A 17,662-nucleotide genomic window follows, 5' to 3' on the forward strand; every position below is an offset into this window, starting at 1 on the left:
GGGGACCGCGATGAGCGAGACCGAGCGCCGACCCCGTGGACCGGCCACGATCCAGGACGTCGCCCTGCGTGCCGGAGTGTCGCGCGCCGCGGTCTCGAAGGTCATCCGCAACGCCTACGGCGTCTCTCCGTCGATGCGCGAGCGCGTCGCCGCGGCGATCGACGAGCTCGGCTACCGGCCCAGCGTCGCCGCCAGGGCCATGCGCGGTGCCAGCTTCACCATCGGCGTCGAGGTGCCCCAGCTCGACAACTCCTTCTTCAACCGCATCGTCACGGGCGCCGCGGCCGCACTCGACGGCAGCCGCTACCAGCTGATCGTCGCCCCGGCCCAGAGCGACTCCCGCGAGGGCTTCCGGGCGATCGAGGCGCTCGTCGACCGCCAGGTCGACGGCCTGATCGCCGTCTCGCCGATGGTCGAGCCGTCGTGGCTCGAGAAGCTCGCCCTGCACACCCCGATCGTCATGCTCGGCCGGCACGACGACTCCGTCGGCTACGACACCGTCACCAACGACGACGTCTCCGGCACCGATCAGCTGATGGACCACCTGCTCGGACTCGGCCACCGGCGCATCGCGCACCTGACCGTGAGCGAGGACATCGTCCGCCGCGTCCTCGGCGCTCCGCACGCCGTCCGTCTCGCCCGGTACGAGGAGCGGATGCGGGCAGCGGGACTCGAGCCGGAGGTCGTCCATCTGGGGCCCGGACAGGACGACGCCTACGCCCGCTCGCTCGAGCTGTTCCGCTCTCCCGATCGTCCGACCGCGCTGTTCGCGGGCAACGACGCTCTCGCGCTCGACGCCCTCTGGGCCCGCGCCGACGCCGGCCTGTCGGCCGAGCAGCTCTCGATCGTCGGCTACGACGACATCGAGGTCGCCGCCCATCCGGGCATCTCCCTGACCACGATCGACCAGTCCGGCGAGGACCTCGGCGAGCGGGCCGTCCGGCTGCTCCTCGAGCGTCTGGCCGGACGGACGGAGCCGACGCACTTCGAGGTGGATCCCGTTCTGCGGATCCGCTCCTCCTCCGCCCCGCTCGTCGGCGCGACCGACGACCCCACCACCACAGAAGGACGACGATGACCGACTGGACCGCCCGCTTCGCAGCCCCCGACGACGCCCTCGACGGCGCGCCCCTCCTCCGCCGCGAGACCGCGCTCGAGACCGGCCACGGCGCCGTCGTCTCGGCCGTCCTCCGGCTGTCGGCGCTCGGGATCGTCGAGGCCTGGATCGACGGCGTCCCCGTCTCGGACGAGCTCTTCACGCCCGGCTGGACCAGCTACGAGTGGCGCCTGCGCTACTCCGAGCACGACGTCACCGCCCTGATCGGCACCGACTCCGTGACCCTCGGCCTCGCCCTGGGCGACGGCTGGTACCGGGGCCGGCTGACCTGGGGCGAAGGAGCCGCGCCCTACGGCGACGAGATCGCGGGCTTCGCCGAGCTGCGCCTCCGCTTCGCCGACGGGTTCGAGCAGATCGTCGCCACGGGCGAGGGCTGGAGGGCCGGCGCGAGCGCGACCACCGCCGACAGCATCTACGACGGCCAGGACATCGACGCCCGCCGCGAGCCGCACGGCTGGAACCGTCCGGGCTTCGACGACTCCGGCTGGTCGGGCGTGCACGAGCTCGATGTCGACCTCGACCTCCTCGAGCCCTACGTCGCCCCGCCGGTCCGGCGCCTGCGCGAGGTCGCGCCGCAGCGGATCTGGACCAGCCCGTCCGGCCGCACCCTCGTCGACTTCGGCGAGAACCTCGTCGGCTGGCTGCGCGTCCGGGTGCAGGGTCCGGAGGGGACCGTCGTCACGGTCCGCCACGCGGAGGTCCTCGAGGACGACGAGCTGGGCGTGCGCCCGCTGCGCGAGGCGAAGGCGACCGACCGCTTCACGCTCTCGGGCGGCGAGGACGTGTTCGAGCCGACGCTGACGTTCCACGGCTTCCGCTACGCCGAGATCGACGGCTGGCCCGGCGCCCTCGGGCCCGGCGCCCTCGAGCCCGGCGCCCTCGCCGCGGTCGTCGTGAGCAGCGACCTGCGCCGCATCGGCACCTTCCGCAGCTCCGACGAGCTCGTGAATCAGCTGCACGACAACGTCTACCGCGGCATGGTCGGCAACTTCCTCGACGTCCCCACCGACTGCCCGCAGCGCGACGAGCGCCTGGGCTGGACCGGCGACATCGCCGCGTTCGCACCGACCGCCGTGTACCTCGCCGACGCGCAGGACTTCCTCCGCGACTGGCTGCGCGACCTCGCCCTCGAGCAGACCCACCACGACGGCGCCGTGCCGTTCGTCGTGCCGGACGTGCTCAAGCGCCGCGCCGCCGGCACGGACTTCCCGCCGATGGACTCCACCGCGCTCTGGAGCGACGCCGCCGCCTGGGTGCCGTGGGCCGTCTGGGAGGCCTACGGCGACCCGACGGTGCTCGAGGAGTCGTTCCCGTCGATGGCTTCGCACGCCCGCCGCGTCCGCTCGAAGCTCTCGGGCACCGACGTCTGGGACACCGGCTTCCAGTTCGGCGACTGGCTCGACCCCGACGCGGCACCCGACGACCCCGCCGACGCGAAGGCCGACACCGGAGTCGTCGCCACTGCCTGCGCGTACCGCACCGCCCGGATCGTCACCGACAGTGCCGCGGTGCTGGGCCTCGAGGAGGAGCGGGCCGAGTTCGCCGAGCTGGCCGAGCGCCTGCGCGCGGGCTTCCGCTCGCAGTACGTCGCCGACTGCCGGATCGTCAGCGACTGCACGACCGTCTACTCGCTCGCGATCGTCTTCGGCCTCCTCGGCGACGACGAGCTCGGCTGGGCCGGCGACCGGCTCGAGGAGCTCGTGGCCGAGAGCGGCTACACGATCTCGACGGGTTTCGCCGGCACCCCGTTCATCACCGACGCCCTGTCGTCGACCGGTCACGTCGACGCCGCCTACCGCCTCCTCCTGCAGCGCGAGTGCCCGTCCTGGCTCTACCCCGTGACCATGGGTGCGACCACGATCTGGGAGCGCTGGGACTCGATGCTCCCCGACGGCACCATCAACCCCGGCGAGATGACGAGCTTCAACCACTACGCCCTGGGCGCCGTCGCCGACTGGCTGCACCGCGTCGTCGGCGGCCTCGCCCCGCTCGAGCCCGGCTACTCCCGCATCCTCGTCGCCCCCCAGCCCGGCGACCGGCTGCAGTGGGCGGAGTCGACCCTCGAGACCCCGCACGGCCTCGCGCGGGTGCGCTGGGACCGCACCACCGAGGGCGTCCAGCTCGCCGTCACGGTCCCGGAGGGATCGACCGCGGTCGTCCGCTCGCCCGGCGCCGAGGACCGCGAGCTGGCGGCGGGGGAGCACGCGCTGGTGCTCTGACCCGAGGGGCCACCTTTCCCCACCGACGCTGGGGGTCAGCCCCCCGCGATGTGGGTGCGCAGGAGCGACGTGACGCGTCCCGGCGGGAGCCCGGACTCCCGGAGCATCAAGCGGAGTCCGGGCGCTCCGGCGAGGCGACGGAGCACTGCCGCCGCGTCTCCCCGCGCCCCGGAGTCCGCGTCCTCGCCGATGCGCCATCCTCCGATGACGTCGGGGCCGTGCGCGTCCCTGATCTCGAGCAGGGTGACGAGATCGACGAGGTCCTTCTGTGCTCGTCGCGACCCGAAAGCGAGAGCTTTGACGATCACCGCACGCTCGACGCCGGGCACTCGCGTGGTGAAGGTCAGGACGGTTCCGTCCAGCAGTACCGCGGTGACGGCGAGCTCGAGCAGGTTCGTCAGGGCGAGGGAGAGGCCGGGTGCGCTGTCGAAGGCGCGTCCTCCGTACTCCATGGTCTCGAAAGCGCGGCCTGTCGCCGGAACGAGGACGTCGATCACCCGGTCGCCGAGGACGTAGTGGTTGCTCGTGAGAGGCGAGTAGCCGTCGGCTGTCAGCAGGGCGTGCAGTGTGCCGGCGGCGGCGATCACGGGGGAGACCGCCGCGTCGGCGTCCACGGTGCGACGGGTGGTCGCTCCGGCGGTCGGGAACGCGGCGGCGAGGAGTGCGACCATCTGCCCGCCGACCACGCAGGCGTCGTCGACCTGCGCGATGGCGCGGGAGGCGTCCTGCAGCGCCCGGAGTGCTGCGTCGTCGGCACGCGACGTGGAGGGGAGGGTCACGGATCTCAGTCCCGCCATGTCGGCACCTCCCGTCGGAGCAGGTGCTCCGCGGCGTCCTCCGCATCGGCGCCTCCGCTGGTCCGGAGATCCCAGGCGGCGACGAGAGGGTCCACGATCCCTCCGCCCGGATACCACGCGTGCGCAGTCGATCGGATGGTGCGGTCCGCCGGCACACTCACCCGCAGCGTCGCTTCGCGCGAATCGGTTTCGGCGAACCCGTCGTTCTCGAGGGGGAGGCTCTCCGGCGCTGAGATCATCGCCGAGCGGGGGATCCTCCAAGGGGCGAGTCGGTCGGCGGCACTGTCGCCGGAGAGCAGCACGTGTTCTCCGAGCGTCGCGGCGGTCTGCGCCTGCTCCGTGACCGGGGCCGTCGAGTACCAGGCCTGCACGAGGCCTCCCGGCCCGGGGTACTCCGCGAGGAATCGAGCCGCGAGGGCTCGCGGATCCACGGCGGTCCAGCCGCGACCGGTCCGGCGCGCCAGGTTCCCGTCCGCGGTGAGCAGCTTCGAGACGGTCATCTGCGAGACCCCGCACTCCGAGGCGAGCACCGCCTGGGATCGGGGAGCGCGTGTCCGGGCCAGTGTCCGATAGAGGGCGAACCGTCCGTACGACACCCTGCCGGGCCGATGCGCGGCGAGATCGTCCTTCTCGACCGTCAGGTCCTTCCCCGCGACGATGACGGTGCCGTCGTCGACGCCGAAGACGGCGAGTCGGGGATCCTCGAGAGCGAGGCGCCGACTGATGCTGTTCGAGCGGGACGTCACGAAGCCGATGGCGATCCCGTCCGGCGCCCCGAGTGCACGGTCGCGCATCTCCGAGGAGGTGGGCGGCCGAGTGAGCGGGACGAGTCGCACGGGGGTCCGGCTGCCGGACGGGGCCGTGAGCACCAGCTCGCGGGCGCTGACGATCCGCACCGCGACTCCGGCGTCGAGGAGCAGCTCGGTGAGCGATGTCGAATCGGCGGAAGGACTCACCCGACAATTCTAAAACCTAGAGAACCAATTCATTGAGAAGGTTTTAGAAACATCGCGGAACGACATTCTCCCCGGTCTCCTCCGCCGTGCCGAGCGGGATCGGTGCATCTCGTGCAAGAATGCACTCCATGATCGAGAGTGCAACGACCACACGTGCCCTCCAGGTCGCCGAGCGTCGCGCACAGCTCGCCCGCCGGGCGCGCGAGCTCGCGGTCGAGCGCGGGCTGCACGGTTTCACCGTCGACGAGCTCTGCGACGACGTCGGGCTCTCGCGGCGCACCTTCTTCAACCACTTCCCCTCGAAGGAGCAGGCCGTGCTCGGCCGCCCCGAGGACGGACTCGAGGGCGAGGCGGCCCAGCGCTTCCTCGCCGGCGGCGGCGAGGCCGGGCGCTTGTCCGACGACCTGCTCGACGCGCTCGCCGACCTCGCGATCGAGCACTTCGAGGCCATCGGACTCACTCCCGAGCGCGCGCACGAGCTCTTCGCGCTGCTCGAGCGCGAGCCCAGGCTGCTCGCCGCGCTCCTCCAGGTCGGCAGCGAGCGCGACCGCCTGCTCGAGCGCCTGTCGGTCGAGCGCGAGGGCCTCGAGCCGGGCGATCCGCGACTCCGCCTGGCCGTCCAGCTCGTCGGCACCGTCGCGCGCCTGGCCGTGGAGGAGGCGCTCACGTCCGAGTCCCCGGCCCCGTTCCCCGAGATCCTGCGCGCCCGCCTCGCCGAGGCCCGCGCCCTGTTCGCTCCCGCCACCCCCGCCGCTCCCGTCACCCCCGAAGAGGACCGATGACCACCGCCCCCGCCAAGCCGCTCCTGCTCACGCAGCGCAGGATCTGGATCATCTTCTCGGCGCTCATCGCCGGCATGCTGCTCTCGAGCCTCGACCAGACCATCGTCTCGACCGCGATGCCCACCATCGTGGGGCAGCTCGGCGGAGTCGAGCACCAGGCCTGGATCACCACGGCCTACCTCCTCGCCACCACGATCGTCATGCCGATCTACGGCAAGTTCGGCGACGTGCTCGGCCGGCGGAACCTGTTCCTGATCGCGATCGCGCTCTTCACGATCGCCTCCGTCGGCTGCGCGTTCGCGGGCGACTTCTGGAGCTTCGTGGTGTTCCGCGCCCTGCAGGGCCTCGGCGGCGGCGGGCTGATGATCCTGTCGCAGGCGATCATCGCCGACATCGTGCCGGCCAACGAGCGCGGCAAGTACCTCGGCCCGATCGGCGCGGTGTTCGGCCTCTCGGCCATCGCCGGACCCCTGCTCGGCGGCCTGTTCGTCGATCACCTCACCTGGCAGTGGGCGTTCTACATCAACATCCCGGTCGGCATCGGCGCGTTCGCGATCGCGTGGTTCGCGCTCACCCTGCCCAGCAGGAAGGCGCAGAAGCGGATCGACATCCCCGGAGTCGTGCTGCTCTCGGCCGCGACCACGTTCCTCATCTTCTTCAGCGACTTCGGCGGCGACGCGCAGCACGGCTGGGGCGCTCCCGAGACCTGGCTCTTCGGCGCCGGCCTCGTGCTCTCGGTCGCCGGCTTCATCTGGGTCGAGTCCCGCGCTGAGGACCCGATCATCCCGTTGAGCCTCTTCCGCAACCCGATCTTCCTCAACGCCACCGCGATCGGCCTGACCCTGGGCCTGGGCATGTTCGCGGCGATCGGATTCATCCCCACGTTCCTGCAGATGGCGTCCGGCACCTCCGCGGCCGCGTCGGGCCTGCTGATGCTGCCGATGATGGCGGGCCTGATGGGCACGTCGATCCTGTCCGGCATCGCGATCACGAAGACCGGCACGTACAAGGTGTTCCCGATCGTCGGCACGATCCTCACCGCGATCGCGATGACCGCGATGACCACGCTCGCCGCCGAGACCCCGATCTGGCTGATCTGCGTCTACCTGTTCGTCTTCGGCGCCGGGCTCGGCCTGATCATGCAGGTCGTGGTCCTGGTCGTGCAGAACGCCGTCCCGGCCGAGCAGATCGGCACGGCGACCAGCACGAACAACTACTTCCGCGAGGTCGGCGCCGCCCTGGGTGTCGCGATCTTCGGCACGATCTTCACGAACTCGCTCACCGAGAAGCTGACCGCGGTCTTCGCGGGAGCCGGCGACTCCGCCGCGGGCGCCTCGGCCGCCACCCTCGACCCGCAGACGCTGAGCACCCTGCCCGACGAGGTCCGCGACGGAGTGGTGACCGCCTACGCCGACTCGCTCGCGCCGGTCTTCTGGTACCTCATCCCGTTCATCCTGCTGGCCCTCGTGCTCGCGATCTTCCTCAAGCAGATCCCGCTGTCGGACCAGGCCGGCATGGTCGCGCGCGGCGAGGCCGTGGGCGGCGAGGAGGCGGAGCGCCTGTTCCGCGAGGAGAGCGGAGCGGCCGCGGACGCGACGCCGACGGGCAGCGTCTCGACGCGCTAGCTCAGGCGGCGATCCCGTCCTCGTCGGGCGGTGTCGCCGCGTCCTCGAGGATCTCGCGCACGCTGACCGGGGCGACGGGTCCGGCGAGCTCCGCCTCCAGGGAGAGCCGGGCCCGCTCGACGCCCGCGAGCAGCACCGCGAACGCCTCCTCGAGCGACTCGGTGTCGCGCAGCAGCACGCGCTCGCCGCTCGGATCGAGCCGGACGGTGCGGTGGACGGGGCGCCCCGGGTCGGTGTCGAGCGTGATGACGCCGACGACGGTGCCCGCACGGCGGGCGCGCGCGATCCAGCGGTTGGAGTGGGTGCGGAGCAGGATCATGGCCGGTGCCGTCCTCGGGTGACAGTGGTGCGCGGCAGGGGGAGTGGGTGGATCCTCTCCGAGCATCCTGCACGACGCCCTGCCGTGTCCTGTACTTGACATCAGAGCGTCACCCCACGACCCGCCCGCGCGCTCCCGCTGCGACCCGCAGCGCCCGCACGAACTCGGGCACCACCGGGTTGCCGGTGTCCGCCACCAGCACCCCGATCTCGCGCATCGCCCGCGGGTCGTCGATCGGGATCTCGCGCACCCCGTCGTCGATCGAGGACGGGCTCGCGGGCAGGATCGTCATCCCCAGCCCCGCTGCCGCCAGCCCGCGTGCGGCCCGGTAGTCGCCCACCTCGAACACCGGCTCCGGGTCGCGGCCGTCGTGGCGCAGGAGCCGCCGCGCCGACTCGTGCAGTCCGTAGCCCGCCGACAGCATGATCAGGTCGAGCCCGCGCAGATCCTCCACCGTCACCGAGCGGCGCGAGGCGAGCGGATGGCGGTGGTGCACCACCGCGAGCAGCGGCTCGGTGTAGAGGGTGGTCGTGGTGGTGCCGGGCAGGGTCGGCGGATCGGCGACGATTGCGAGTTCGGCCTCGCCGTCGGCCACCGCGCGAAGGCACAGCGCCCGCGACCCGTGCCGGAGGCCGAAGCCCACTCGCGGCCAGCGACGGCGGAAGCGGCGGATCACGTCGGGCACGTAGCTCTCGCCGAGCAGCGTCTGGAAGGCGATCGAGATCCGCCCGTCCTCGAGCTCGCCGGCCTGGCGCACCTCGGCGAGCCCCGTGCGGATGACCGCCATCCCGTCCTGCGCCGCCTCGGCGAGCCGACGCCCCGCCTCCGTCAGCACCACTCCGCGGCCCTCGCGGCGCACCAGCGGCGTGCGCACGAGCTCGGCCAGCCGCGCGAGCGAGCGGCTCGCCGTCGGCTGCGGCACCCCCAGCTCCTCGGCCGCGGCGGTGACGCTGCCGGTCTGGGCGACGGCCACGAGCACGGGCAGCAGCTTCAGGATCGCGGGCCAGTCGGCGTCGTCGGTCATGTCCGAATCGTATAGGTCGCGCCACGAACGCCATTGGTCATCCGTTCCGAGCCGACCTAGCCTCGCAGTCATGAGCACCGTCGAGCGTCCGCGGACGGCGGAGCGCACCGACCTCCGCATGACCCTCGCGCTCCTGGCCGCCGGAGTCGCCACCTTCGCCGAGCTCTACGCCGTGCAGAGCGTGCTCCCGCAGCTCGCCCGCGAGTTCGCGCTCACCCCGGCCGAGGCCGCGCTCACCGTCTCGGCCGCCACGCTCGGCCTCGCGCTGATGGTGCTGCCGTGGGCGTCGATCGCCGAGCGGATCGGCCGGCTCGAGTCGATGCGGATCGCCGTGCTCTCGTCGGTGGTCCTCGCGCTGCTCGCCTGCGTCGCGCCGTCCTTCGAGGTGCTGCTCGTGCTCCGCTTCCTCGGCGGAGCGGTCCTCGGGGCGGTGCCGGCCCTCGCCGTCGCCGCGATCCACGACCGGGTGGGCGGAGCGGTCGCCACGGCCGCCGCGGCGGCCTACGTCTCGGGGACCACGATCGGGGGAGCCGCGGGCCGCCTGATCGCCGGGCCCCTCGCTCCGCTGCTCGGCTGGCGCCCCGCGCTGCTCGTCGTGACGCTGGTCTGCGCCGCCGCCGCGCTCGCGTTCGCGCTCCTCGCCCCCCGAGGACCCTCGGCCCGGGCCGTCGCTCCGGAGCGGGGGAGCGGCTGGTCCAAGACCGTGCGCGTCCTGCGCGATCCGGTGCTGCTGGCGCTCGCCGTGCAGACCGTGCTCGTCGTCGGGGTGTTCGTCGCGGTCTACAACTACCTCGCCTTCCGCCTCGAGGCGCCGCCGTTCGCGCTCCCGCCCGCGCTGGTCTCGCTGCTGTTCGCGACCTACCTGGCGGGCACGGTCTCCTCGCGCCTCGCCGGCCGCTGGGCTCCGCGGATCGGACCGCGCTCGCTCATGCGCGTCGGCATCGCCGCCATGGTCGTCGGCCTCGCCGTGATGCTCTCGGACGTCGTCGCCGTCGTGATCGCCGGCCTCGTCGTGCTCACCGCCGGCTTCTTCGCCGTGCACGCGACCGGAGCGGCGTGGACCGGCGCGCGGGCGGCTCCGGCCCTGCGTGGCCACGCCGGCGCGGTCTACACGATCGCCTTCTACGTCGGCTCCGGAGTGGGCGGCTGGCTCCTCGGCCTCGTCGTCGAGGCGGGCGGCTGGCCGCTCTTCACCGCGGTGACGATCGCGCTGCTCCTCGTCGGCGCGGCCGTCGCGAGCCTCCCGTCGCGCGCGGCGGTCGCCCGCTGACGCTCGCTCCTCCGCCGCTCGTGGGGGAGGATGGGCGCGAACGCACGAGCCCGGGGGGACATGTGAGCGACGCACGCCGGACGCACGACACCGACGCGGGGACCGATCCGCGCTACCACGCCGCGTTCCAGCGCGGCTACGACGGGCCCGCTCCCGAGCGGGCGGCGAAGGCGGAGGAGCGGTTCCGCCGCCCGAGGCGCCGCGACGCCGCCGCGACCCAGCTGCGCACCACTGCGCTCCCGACGTCGGAGCCGGTCCTCGACCCGATCCGCACGCTCGGCTTCGAGCGGCAGACGGAGCGCACCGCGACGGCGCCGGAACCCCTCCCGTCCCTGCCGCAGGACGACTCCGATGAGCGGCCGACCGAGCCGGAGGGCCGACCGAAGGAGTTCCCTGAGATGGTCGGCCGCGAATGGTCTGCTCTGGACGTGCGGGTTCCTCTCGCACTCGCGGTGTCAGGCGTGCTCCTCCTGGTGATCACGCTCGTCTTCGTCTGGTCCAGCTCCTCCGTCGTCTACGGAAGCTCCGGATCCCCGAGCGATCAGATCGCCATGTACTTCCTGAACTTCCTGCCGATGCCGTCGATCACGGTCGGCCTGCTCTCGATCGGTGCCGCCGCCGCGTTGCGGGTGGCGCGACGATGAGAGGCGGACGCTGGGCGGTTCTGATCGTCTGGACCGCGACGTGCTGGGGCCTCGCGCTCGGAGCTGCTTGGGGCATCGAAACGCTGCCCGACAACTGGTCCTACAGCGGCGATGTCCCGCCCGGCATGATTCTGCAGAACCTGCTCTTCAGTGTGGGCCCGGCGGCCACCACCGCCGCCCTCGCGATGACCGTCGCGACCGTCGCCCTCGCCGTCGCCCGCACGAAGCGCCCCGCCTCCGTCCCCGCGGAGGAGGACGACCCCTGGCAGCAGGACGCCGTCCTCCTCACCCGCTGACACCGCGCAACCGAGGGAACCCCGACCCGTCGAGGGAGCCCGCAGCAGCGGGACGTCTCGACGGTCCGGGGTTCCCTCGGTTGCAGCGCGCCCCTACTTCCCCAGTGCCGAGAACCGGAACAGGTACGTCGCGTCCAGCGTGTCCTCCAGGCCCGTCACTCCCGCCGCCGCCACGACCGTCTCGCGGCCCTGCAGCAGCGGGACGATCGGCGCGTCGGCCGCCGTCACGCGCTGCAGCTCCTGGATCGCGGCCGTGCGCGCCCCGAGGTCCGTGGCCGTCGCCTCCGTTTCGATCAGCGCGTCGACCTCGGCGCTCGCGTAGCCGTTCGCGACCGAGGAGCCGGTCGACGAGTACGCCGCGCGGAGGAAGTTGTCGGGGTCCGGGTAGTCCGGGAAGAAGCCGAGCTGGTACGCGGGGTAGCCCGACTCGGGCACCAGCTCGGTGACGTAGCTGGTCCACTCCGTCGACTGCAGGTCGACCGTGAACAGCCCGGACTCCTCGAGCTGCGACTTCACCAGCGCGTACTCCTGGGCCGAGTCGGGCCCGTAGTGGTCGCTCGTGTACTGGATCGGCAGTGCGACGGGCACCGGCACCCCGGCGGCGGCGAGCAGCGCGGCGGCCGCGTCCGGGTCGGGAGCCGCTCCGTAGGCGTCGGCGAACGCCTCCGTCGCGCCGGTCTGCCCGTCGAGCACGACGGAGTAGGCGGGTGCGTACGTGCCGCGGTAGACCTGCTCCGCCAGCTCCTCGCGGTCGACGAGCGATGCGACGGCCTGGCGGATCGCGAGCTTCTGCTCCGGAGTGCCGCCCGGCTGCGTGGTCACGTTGAAGGTGAGGAAGCGCACCGAGCCGCCCGGGCCGTCGACGACCTGAAGATCGGAGTCGTCGCGCAGGTCCTCGACGTCGGTCGCGGTGAGCGAGCGGTAGGCCACGTCGACTCCGCCGTTCTCGACGTCCAGGCGCAGGTTCGTCGACGAGGTGTACGGCTTCAGCACGACCTGCGCGGTCACGGGAGCGTCGCCCGAGTAGGCCTCGTTCGCCGCGAGCAGCAGCAGTCCGCCGTCCTCGTAGCTCTCGACCGCGTAGGGGCCCGAGCCGATCACGTCGGCGTCTTCCAGCAGCTCGTCGGCGGGGTACACCTCCTCGTCCACGATCGGACCGGCCATGCTCGAGAGCACGTACGGCCAGGTCTGGTCGTCCGGCACCGCGAGCGTGAACACCACGTCCTCGCCGTCCTGCGCCACCGACTCCATGTTCGCGAGCAGAGGGGAGGGCCCGTTGTCGGCCGCGATGTCGACCACGCGCTGGAACGAGAAGACGACGTCCGACGCGGTCAGCTCGTCGCCGTTCGAGAAGGTCAGCCCGGGCGCGATCGAGCAGCGGTACGTCGTCGGGTCGTCGAACCCGCACTCCTCCGCAGCCTCGGGCACGGGCGTGGTGTCGCCGTCCTCGTAGCTCAGCAGGTGCTGGTAGATCTGGTTCTGCGGAGTGAAACTGCCGCGGTCCCAGGCGCCGGCCGGGTCGAGCGAGACGATCGAGTCGGTCGTGCCGATCACGAGGCGGTCGGAGGAGCCGCCGCCGTCGCTCGCGCCGGTGCAGGCGGCGAGGAGGGCGGTCGTGCCGAGCAGGGCGAGTGCGCCGAGTGCGCGGGAGGAGTGCATGCTGCTGCTTTCGTCGGAGGGAAGGGGAAGGGGACTCAGCCGAGCCGGAAGCGGGCCAGCGGCTCGCCCCCGTCGACCAGATCGGCGAGCAGGTCGCCGAGGACCGGCCCGAACTTGAAGCCGTGGCCCGAGAAGCCGGTGGCGAGCGCCACCCGCCCGACCCGGTCGATCACGAAGTCCTCGGTGGGGGTGGTGTCGTAGAGGCAGCTGATCGCCTCGGCGCTCGCCGCGTCGACGCCGGGCAGCCACTCCTCGAGGTAGGCGACGAGGCGCGCGTGCCGCTCGGGCTCGGGGCGGAAGTCGCGGTGGTCGGGGTCGACGACGCGTCCGGTGCCGTGCTCGCCGACCTTCACGCCGACTCCGGGGGTCGCGAGTCCGTAGATCACGGGCCGGTCGCCGCGGTGGTGCACGAAGCTCGGCCACGCGTCCAGCGGCAGCTCCGTCGTGGCGTGCACGGGCTGCTCCTGGGTCACGCGCAGCGGAGGCAGGCGCCGGCCCGCCGCCTCGACCAGTCCGCCCACGAGTGCCGGGGTCCACGATCCGCCGGCTACGACGACGGCGTCGGCGGTGAGCGGGCCCTCGTCGGTGACGACCCGCACGCCTCCGTCGCGCTCCTCGATGCTCTGCACGCCCGCGCGCTCGCGGACGATCGCTCCGTGCGCCTCGGCCGATGCCAGCAGCGCCTCGATCGCGGCGGCCGCGTCGAGCCGCCCGCCCTCGGGGTGCAGCAGCACGTCGGTCTCGAAGCGGAGCCCCGGCCAGCGGAGCGAGGCCTCGGCGGCGTCGAGGCGCTCCACGGCGATGTCGTCGCGCGCGAAGGCGTCCTCGATGGCGCGCAGGGCCTCGGCGTCGCCGTGGTCGATCGCTCCCGTCGCGGTGAAGAGGCTCCGCCCGCTCTCGCGCTCGAGGCGGGCCCACTCGCGGGCGGCTCGGCCGGTGAGGGCGCGGTAGTCGTCCTGCGGGTAGCCGCGGCGGAAGATGCGCGTCTCGCCGTGGGAGGATCCGCGGTCGTGGCCGCGCTCGAAGCGCTCGAACACGATCACGCGGTCGCCGCGCTCGGCGAGGGAGCGGGCGGCGGCGGCTCCGACCAGCCCCGCGCCCACGACGACGACGTCGCGGCCGCTCATCGAGTGGACTCCGCGTCGACCTCGCGCCGGGGCGGCATCGCGGCGAGCACGGCAGCCTCGTCGGCGAAGGGCTGCGGAGCGAAGCGGCCGGGCGCGTACCGGCTCGCGTCGCCCAGGCTGCTGCGGCCCTCGAGCACGAGCTCGGCGACGAGACGGCCGAGGCCGGGCCCGTGCGTCACTCCGCTCTCGTTGTCGCCCGCGGCGACGAACAGCCCGGGCAGCTCGGGGATCGGGCCGGCGAGGAAGCGCCGATCGGCGGTGTACGAGACGACGCCCTGGGTCCACTCGGTGTCGCGCACCGCGTCGGCGGAGGAGGGGAGCAGGCGAGCGAGGATCGGCGCCAGGTGCGCGTCCATCCGCTCGATCAGGTCGGTGCACTGCGGGCGGCGGTCGGCGGCGGCCTCGCCGAGCGCCTCGTAACCGACGCCGTTGCCGTAGGTGAGGCCGCCGAGGTGCTCGCGCACCCAGAGGCCGTCGAGCTCGGGCAGCATCAGCGTGGGCAGCGGAGGGAGTCCGAAGGGCCGCGTGGTCAGCCGGCTCGCGACCACGCGCGCCAACGGCAGCCGCCGGCCGAGCGGGGCGAGGAGCGCGTTCGTCCACGACCCCGCGGCGAGCACGACCGCGTCGGCGCCGAGGACCCGACCGTCGGCCGTGCGCACCCCGCTCGCGCGCCCGTCCGCCGCGACGACCTCGGCGACGGCGGTGTGCTCGATCACCTCGACCCCCGCGGCGCGGGCCGCGGCGACGAGCGCGAGCCCCGCATCCGGAGCGCTGATCTGGATGCCGCCGGGGTGCGCGAAGCCGCCGGCGACGGCCGCCGGGTCGAGCCCGGGCACGAGCTCGGCTGCCTCGTCGGGCGAGAGCGACCGGGCTCCCTCGGGGCGCAGCGGATGCGCGGCGAGGGGTCCGAGGTGGTCGCGGACCCCTTCCTCCGTCACGGCGAGCCAGGCGCTGCCGGTCTCGCGCAGGTGGATCGGCCCGGCGAGCCCGCGGTAGAAGTCGATGCCGTACTGCTCGAGGTCGCGCTCCGACTCGTTCCAGTACCAGGCGTAGCCCGCGGCCCAGAGGCCGACGAAGCCGGCCCCCGCGGCGGTGGTGCCCTGCGCGGCGGCTCCGGAGTCGACCAGCACGACCCGCGCTCCCGCTTGCGCGAGGTGCAGCGCGGTGGCGGTCCCGAAGAGGCCGGCCCCGACGACGATGCAATCCCTACTCATGCTAGGTAGTGAAGCAGCCCGCCCGGCCGGGGTCGAATCGATGTGACTCCCGGTGTCAGCCCTGACGCGCCTTCAGCCGCGGGTTCTGCTTGTTGATCACGAACACCCGGCCGCGGCGCCGCACGATCTGCGAGCCGGGCTGGTCCTTGAGGTTCTTGAGCGAGTTGCGGACCTTCATGCGTTCCTCCGTGCTGTCGATGTTAATGAGAACAGTTCTCGATAGTAGGGTATGCCCGTCCGGTGCCGACCGGGCCAGGAGGAGGACCCATGCCAGCCGAGCGCTCCGTCGTCTCGATCGTCAGCGACGGCGACCCGGAGCGGCGCCGCCGCATCGCCGCGCTGCTCGCCCTGCGGCTCGAGGGCCACGTCGTCGAGAACGACCGGCAGCTCGAGCCCGTGGAGGCGGCCGCGTTCGTGCACTTCTGCGGACCGGGCACCACCTCCGATCACGCCCCGCTCGAGCAGCTCGCCGCGCTCCTCGAGGACGGCTGCGCGCCGCTCTGCCTCGGGCACGTGGTGACGGTGGTCGAGCCGGCCGCCCTCTGGGTCGCGGTGCGGACCGCGGACGACTTCTCGGGTCCCGAGCCCGGCGTGACCGCCGTCGAGCGGCTCGTCGAGCAGCTCGAGTGGAGCACCCTCGTCGTCGTCGCGGGCCCGGCGGAGGGGGAGCGGGCGGCCCACGAGGCCGGTCTCGCACTGATCGCCCTCCTCGCCCCCTCCGCGTCGGCCGTCTCGCTCGCCGCGCTCACCGCCGGCCGCGTCGTGCCGCCTCCGGTGCCGGTCGAGGCACTCCGGCGCGTGCGGCGCGCGCCCGGCTGGATCGGCGAGCTCGGCGGGCGCCGGGCCCTGCGCCTCTCGTCGGAGGTGCCGCTCGGCACCGTGGTGTTCCGCGACCCGCGGCCGTTCCACCCGGGCCGCCTCGGCGCGCTCGTCGAGCAGTTCCCGCAGCGGGTCGGCGACGTCGTGCGCTCGCGCGGCTTCGTCACCCTCGCCACCCGCGCCGAGCGCGCCCTGTCGTGGTCGAGCGTGGGGGAGGTGCTCGGCCTCTCGCCGACCCCCGCCGACCTCGACCTCTCGGAGGTCGTCACCGGGCAGGAGCTGGTGCTCTACGGCCTCTCGCTCGAGGCGCGGCGGGTCACGTCGGCGCTCGCGGAGTGCCTGCTGACCCCGTCGGAGCTGCTGGCGGGGCCGCGGGCGTGGGCCCGCTACTCCGACCCGTTCCCGACGGGGGACTGATCGCTGCGTCTGGGTAGAGTCGAGCGCGCATCCGCTGTTCGAGGAAGGGGCCGCTCATGACCGACCTCGTGGTCGCCGACCTCGCCGCTGTCGTGTACTCGTCGGGCAAGGTCTTCGACGGCCTGTCCACCGGACGCCTCGACACCGAGAACTTCCTGCGGTCGGGCGATCTGACGGGTGTCACCTCGCGCTCGGACCTCGCGCTGCTGGAGGATCTCCGCGACGCGTCGCAGTTCATCATCGACACCCGCGACCGACCGATCGATGCCGCGTACGTCCGCGACGTGAACGCGCAGCTCACCCGCAGCGCCGCGCTGCATCCCGGGCGGTTCCGCCGCGACGACGACAGGATCGGTGTCAGCACGCCGTTCGGCCGGCACGAGCCCGCGGCCCCCGACCTCGTCGGAGTGCAGCGGATCGTCGATCGGGCCCTGGAGGAGCCCGACACGTCCGAGCGGGCGCTGGCCCTGTTCGTGCACCTGGCGAAGGCCCAGCCGTTCATGGACGGGAACAAGAGGACCGCGATCCTCGTGGCCAACGCTCTGGTGATCCGGGAGCAACCGCCCCGCACGCTCACGGTTCCCGTGGACGAGCAGGACCCGACGGCGGCGCGGCGCTTCACCGAGTTGCTCGCGCGGGCCTACCTCTTCGACGAGCACGACGGCATCAAGCACCTGCTTCGCGAGCAGGGGTTCGCGCCCGTCGCTCCACACGGGTCGAACCGCTCCTCGTCCTGACGGGCCGCTACGCCGGCCGCACCAGGAAGTCGACCAGCCGCCGCACCGATGCCGGCACGCTCTGCCGCCGGCCGACCGTCGGCAGGACGATCGCGCCGAGGATCGCGTAGCCGATCTCGTCGACCGGGGTGTCCTCGGGCAGCTGACCGGCGCGCACCGCGCTCGCGAACCGCTCCGACAGCGTCTGGTCGACTCCGAACGCGTCGATGAGCCGCTCGCCGACCGCGGCGTCCTCGGACCCGGCCGCGACGAGCGAGCGGATGAGGGTCGTGCCCTGCTCGGTCGCGGCGAGCTCCAGGATCGGCGTGAGCCAGTCCTCCAGGTCGCGGCGCAGGTCGCCCGTGTCGGCGATCTCGATCTCGATCGCGACGAGGCGGCCGTCGATCATGCAGTCGGCGATCAGCGCCCCGCGTGAGGGCCACCAGCGGTAGACCGTCTGCTTCGAGACACCCGCCTCCTTGGCGATGCCCTCCATCGTGAGGTGGTCCCAGCCCTGCTGAGCGAAGAGCCGCGCCGTCGCCTCGAGGACCGATTCGCGCGCCGCGACGCTGCGGACCGGGCCGCTCCGATGCTCCGTCATGTTCTCAGGCTACTCCCATTGCCTAGACGAGACGTACCGTATGATCTAGCGCGTCCCCCC

At 73.0% G+C, this 17,662-nt stretch carries 18 protein-coding genes; 9 read left to right on the plus strand and 9 right to left on the minus strand.

The genetic code is table 11. From position 1 onward, the window contains the following. Nucleotides 1-10 precede the first annotated feature (10 nt). Both ASF48_RS09360 and ASF48_RS09365 read left to right on the plus strand, forming a co-directional pair. The gene (locus ASF48_RS09360) at nt 11-1,078 is read left to right on the plus strand and encodes a LacI family DNA-binding transcriptional regulator (protein WP_055790176.1); all 1,068 of its coding nucleotides are present in this window, start codon (nt 11-13) and stop codon (nt 1,076-1,078) included. Next, complete coding sequence (locus tag ASF48_RS09365; protein WP_055790179.1) at nt 1,075-3,336, plus strand: alpha-L-rhamnosidase; 2,262 nt, start codon at nt 1,075-1,077, stop codon at nt 3,334-3,336. Before ASF48_RS09360 ends, ASF48_RS09365 begins: the two co-directional genes overlap by 4 nt. 35 nt (nt 3,337-3,371) lie before the next feature. Here the strand turns inward: ASF48_RS09365 and ASF48_RS09370 are convergent, their stop codons facing one another. Both ASF48_RS09370 and ASF48_RS09375 read right to left on the minus strand, forming a co-directional pair. Beyond that, on the minus strand, nt 3,372-4,133 hold the full coding sequence (locus tag ASF48_RS09370) for a hypothetical protein (RefSeq protein ID WP_055790180.1): 762 nt from the start codon (nt 4,131-4,133) through the stop codon (nt 3,372-3,374). Then, nucleotides 4,121-5,089 (minus strand): hypothetical protein, encoded by a 969-nt coding sequence (locus tag ASF48_RS09375; protein ID WP_055790184.1) that lies wholly within the window; start codon nt 5,087-5,089, stop codon nt 4,121-4,123. The genes ASF48_RS09370 and ASF48_RS09375 overlap by 13 nt, the downstream gene beginning before the upstream one ends. Nucleotides 5,090-5,217: 128 nt before the next feature. Between ASF48_RS09375 and ASF48_RS09380 the strand changes: the two genes are divergently transcribed. Both ASF48_RS09380 and ASF48_RS09385 read left to right on the plus strand, forming a co-directional pair. Continuing rightward, the gene (locus ASF48_RS09380; RefSeq protein WP_055790187.1) at nt 5,218-5,871 is read left to right on the plus strand and encodes a TetR/AcrR family transcriptional regulator; all 654 of its coding nucleotides are present in this window, start codon (nt 5,218-5,220) and stop codon (nt 5,869-5,871) included. Beyond that, a complete protein-coding gene (locus ASF48_RS09385; protein WP_055790191.1) occupies nt 5,868-7,496 on the plus strand; it encodes an MDR family MFS transporter in 1,629 nt (542 codons plus the stop codon). Before ASF48_RS09380 ends, ASF48_RS09385 begins: the two co-directional genes overlap by 4 nt. Nucleotide 7,497: 1 nt before the next feature. Here ASF48_RS09385 and ASF48_RS09390 read toward each other — a convergent pair whose 3' ends face one another. After that, complete coding sequence (locus ASF48_RS09390) at nt 7,498-7,815, minus strand: hypothetical protein (RefSeq protein ID WP_055790195.1); 318 nt, start codon at nt 7,813-7,815, stop codon at nt 7,498-7,500. A gap of 109 nt (nt 7,816-7,924) precedes the next feature. Further along, entirely contained in the window at nt 7,925-8,839 is a 915-nt protein-coding gene (locus ASF48_RS09395) for a LysR family transcriptional regulator (protein WP_055790197.1), read from the minus strand. Nucleotides 8,840-8,909: 70 nt separating this feature from the next. Here ASF48_RS09395 and ASF48_RS09400 point away from each other — a divergent pair, with 70 nt between their 5' ends. From ASF48_RS09400 to ASF48_RS09410, 3 genes are all read left to right on the plus strand, one after another. Further along, nucleotides 8,910-10,109 (plus strand): MFS transporter, encoded by a 1,200-nt coding sequence (locus ASF48_RS09400; protein ID WP_055790201.1) that lies wholly within the window; start codon nt 8,910-8,912, stop codon nt 10,107-10,109. A gap of 62 nt (nt 10,110-10,171) precedes the next feature. Further along, complete coding sequence (locus tag ASF48_RS09405) at nt 10,172-10,753, plus strand: hypothetical protein (RefSeq protein ID WP_055790205.1); 582 nt, start codon at nt 10,172-10,174, stop codon at nt 10,751-10,753. Next, nucleotides 10,750-11,049 carry a hypothetical protein gene (locus ASF48_RS09410; protein ID WP_055790209.1) on the plus strand — a complete coding sequence of 100 codons (300 nt, stop codon included), beginning with the start codon at nt 10,750-10,752 and terminating at the stop codon, nt 11,047-11,049. Before ASF48_RS09405 ends, ASF48_RS09410 begins: the two co-directional genes overlap by 4 nt. 93 nt (nt 11,050-11,142) lie before the next feature. Here the strand turns inward: ASF48_RS09410 and ASF48_RS09415 are convergent, their stop codons facing one another. The 4 genes from ASF48_RS09415 to ykgO are packed head-to-tail and all read right to left on the minus strand — an operon-like array spanning nt 11,143 to nt 15,227. Further along, a complete protein-coding gene (locus ASF48_RS09415; RefSeq protein WP_055790212.1) occupies nt 11,143-12,708 on the minus strand; it encodes an ABC transporter substrate-binding protein in 1,566 nt (521 codons plus the stop codon). Nucleotides 12,709-12,743: 35 nt separating this feature from the next. Next, on the minus strand, nt 12,744-13,835 hold the full coding sequence (locus ASF48_RS09420; RefSeq protein WP_055790215.1) for an FAD-dependent oxidoreductase: 1,092 nt from the start codon (nt 13,833-13,835) through the stop codon (nt 12,744-12,746). Further along, on the minus strand, nt 13,832-15,049 hold the full coding sequence (locus tag ASF48_RS09425; RefSeq protein ID WP_055790219.1) for an NAD(P)/FAD-dependent oxidoreductase: 1,218 nt from the start codon (nt 15,047-15,049) through the stop codon (nt 13,832-13,834). Before ASF48_RS09425 ends, ASF48_RS09420 begins: the two co-directional genes overlap by 4 nt. 55 nt (nt 15,050-15,104) lie before the next feature. Then, complete coding sequence (ykgO, locus tag ASF48_RS09430) at nt 15,105-15,227, minus strand: type B 50S ribosomal protein L36 (protein WP_055790224.1); 123 nt, start codon at nt 15,225-15,227, stop codon at nt 15,105-15,107. Between the two features lie 89 nt (nt 15,228-15,316). On the opposite strand from ykgO, the gene ASF48_RS09435 reads away from it, so the two are divergent. Both ASF48_RS09435 and ASF48_RS09440 read left to right on the plus strand, forming a co-directional pair. Beyond that, nucleotides 15,317-16,285 (plus strand): GTP-binding protein, encoded by a 969-nt coding sequence (locus ASF48_RS09435; protein ID WP_055790227.1) that lies wholly within the window; start codon nt 15,317-15,319, stop codon nt 16,283-16,285. A gap of 56 nt (nt 16,286-16,341) precedes the next feature. Next, nucleotides 16,342-17,022, plus strand: a complete 681-nt coding sequence (locus ASF48_RS09440) for a Fic family protein (RefSeq protein WP_055790229.1) — start codon at nt 16,342-16,344, stop codon at nt 17,020-17,022. A 7-nt stretch (nt 17,023-17,029) separates the two neighbouring features. On the opposite strand, the gene ASF48_RS09445 is transcribed toward ASF48_RS09440, so the two are convergent. Beyond that, nucleotides 17,030-17,602 (minus strand): TetR/AcrR family transcriptional regulator, encoded by a 573-nt coding sequence (locus ASF48_RS09445; protein WP_055790232.1) that lies wholly within the window; start codon nt 17,600-17,602, stop codon nt 17,030-17,032. Nucleotides 17,603-17,662 lie beyond the last annotated feature (60 nt).

Source organism: Rathayibacter sp. Leaf299 (assembly GCF_001423055.1).
Lineage (GTDB): Bacteria > Actinomycetota > Actinomycetes > Actinomycetales > Microbacteriaceae > Rathayibacter > Rathayibacter caricis.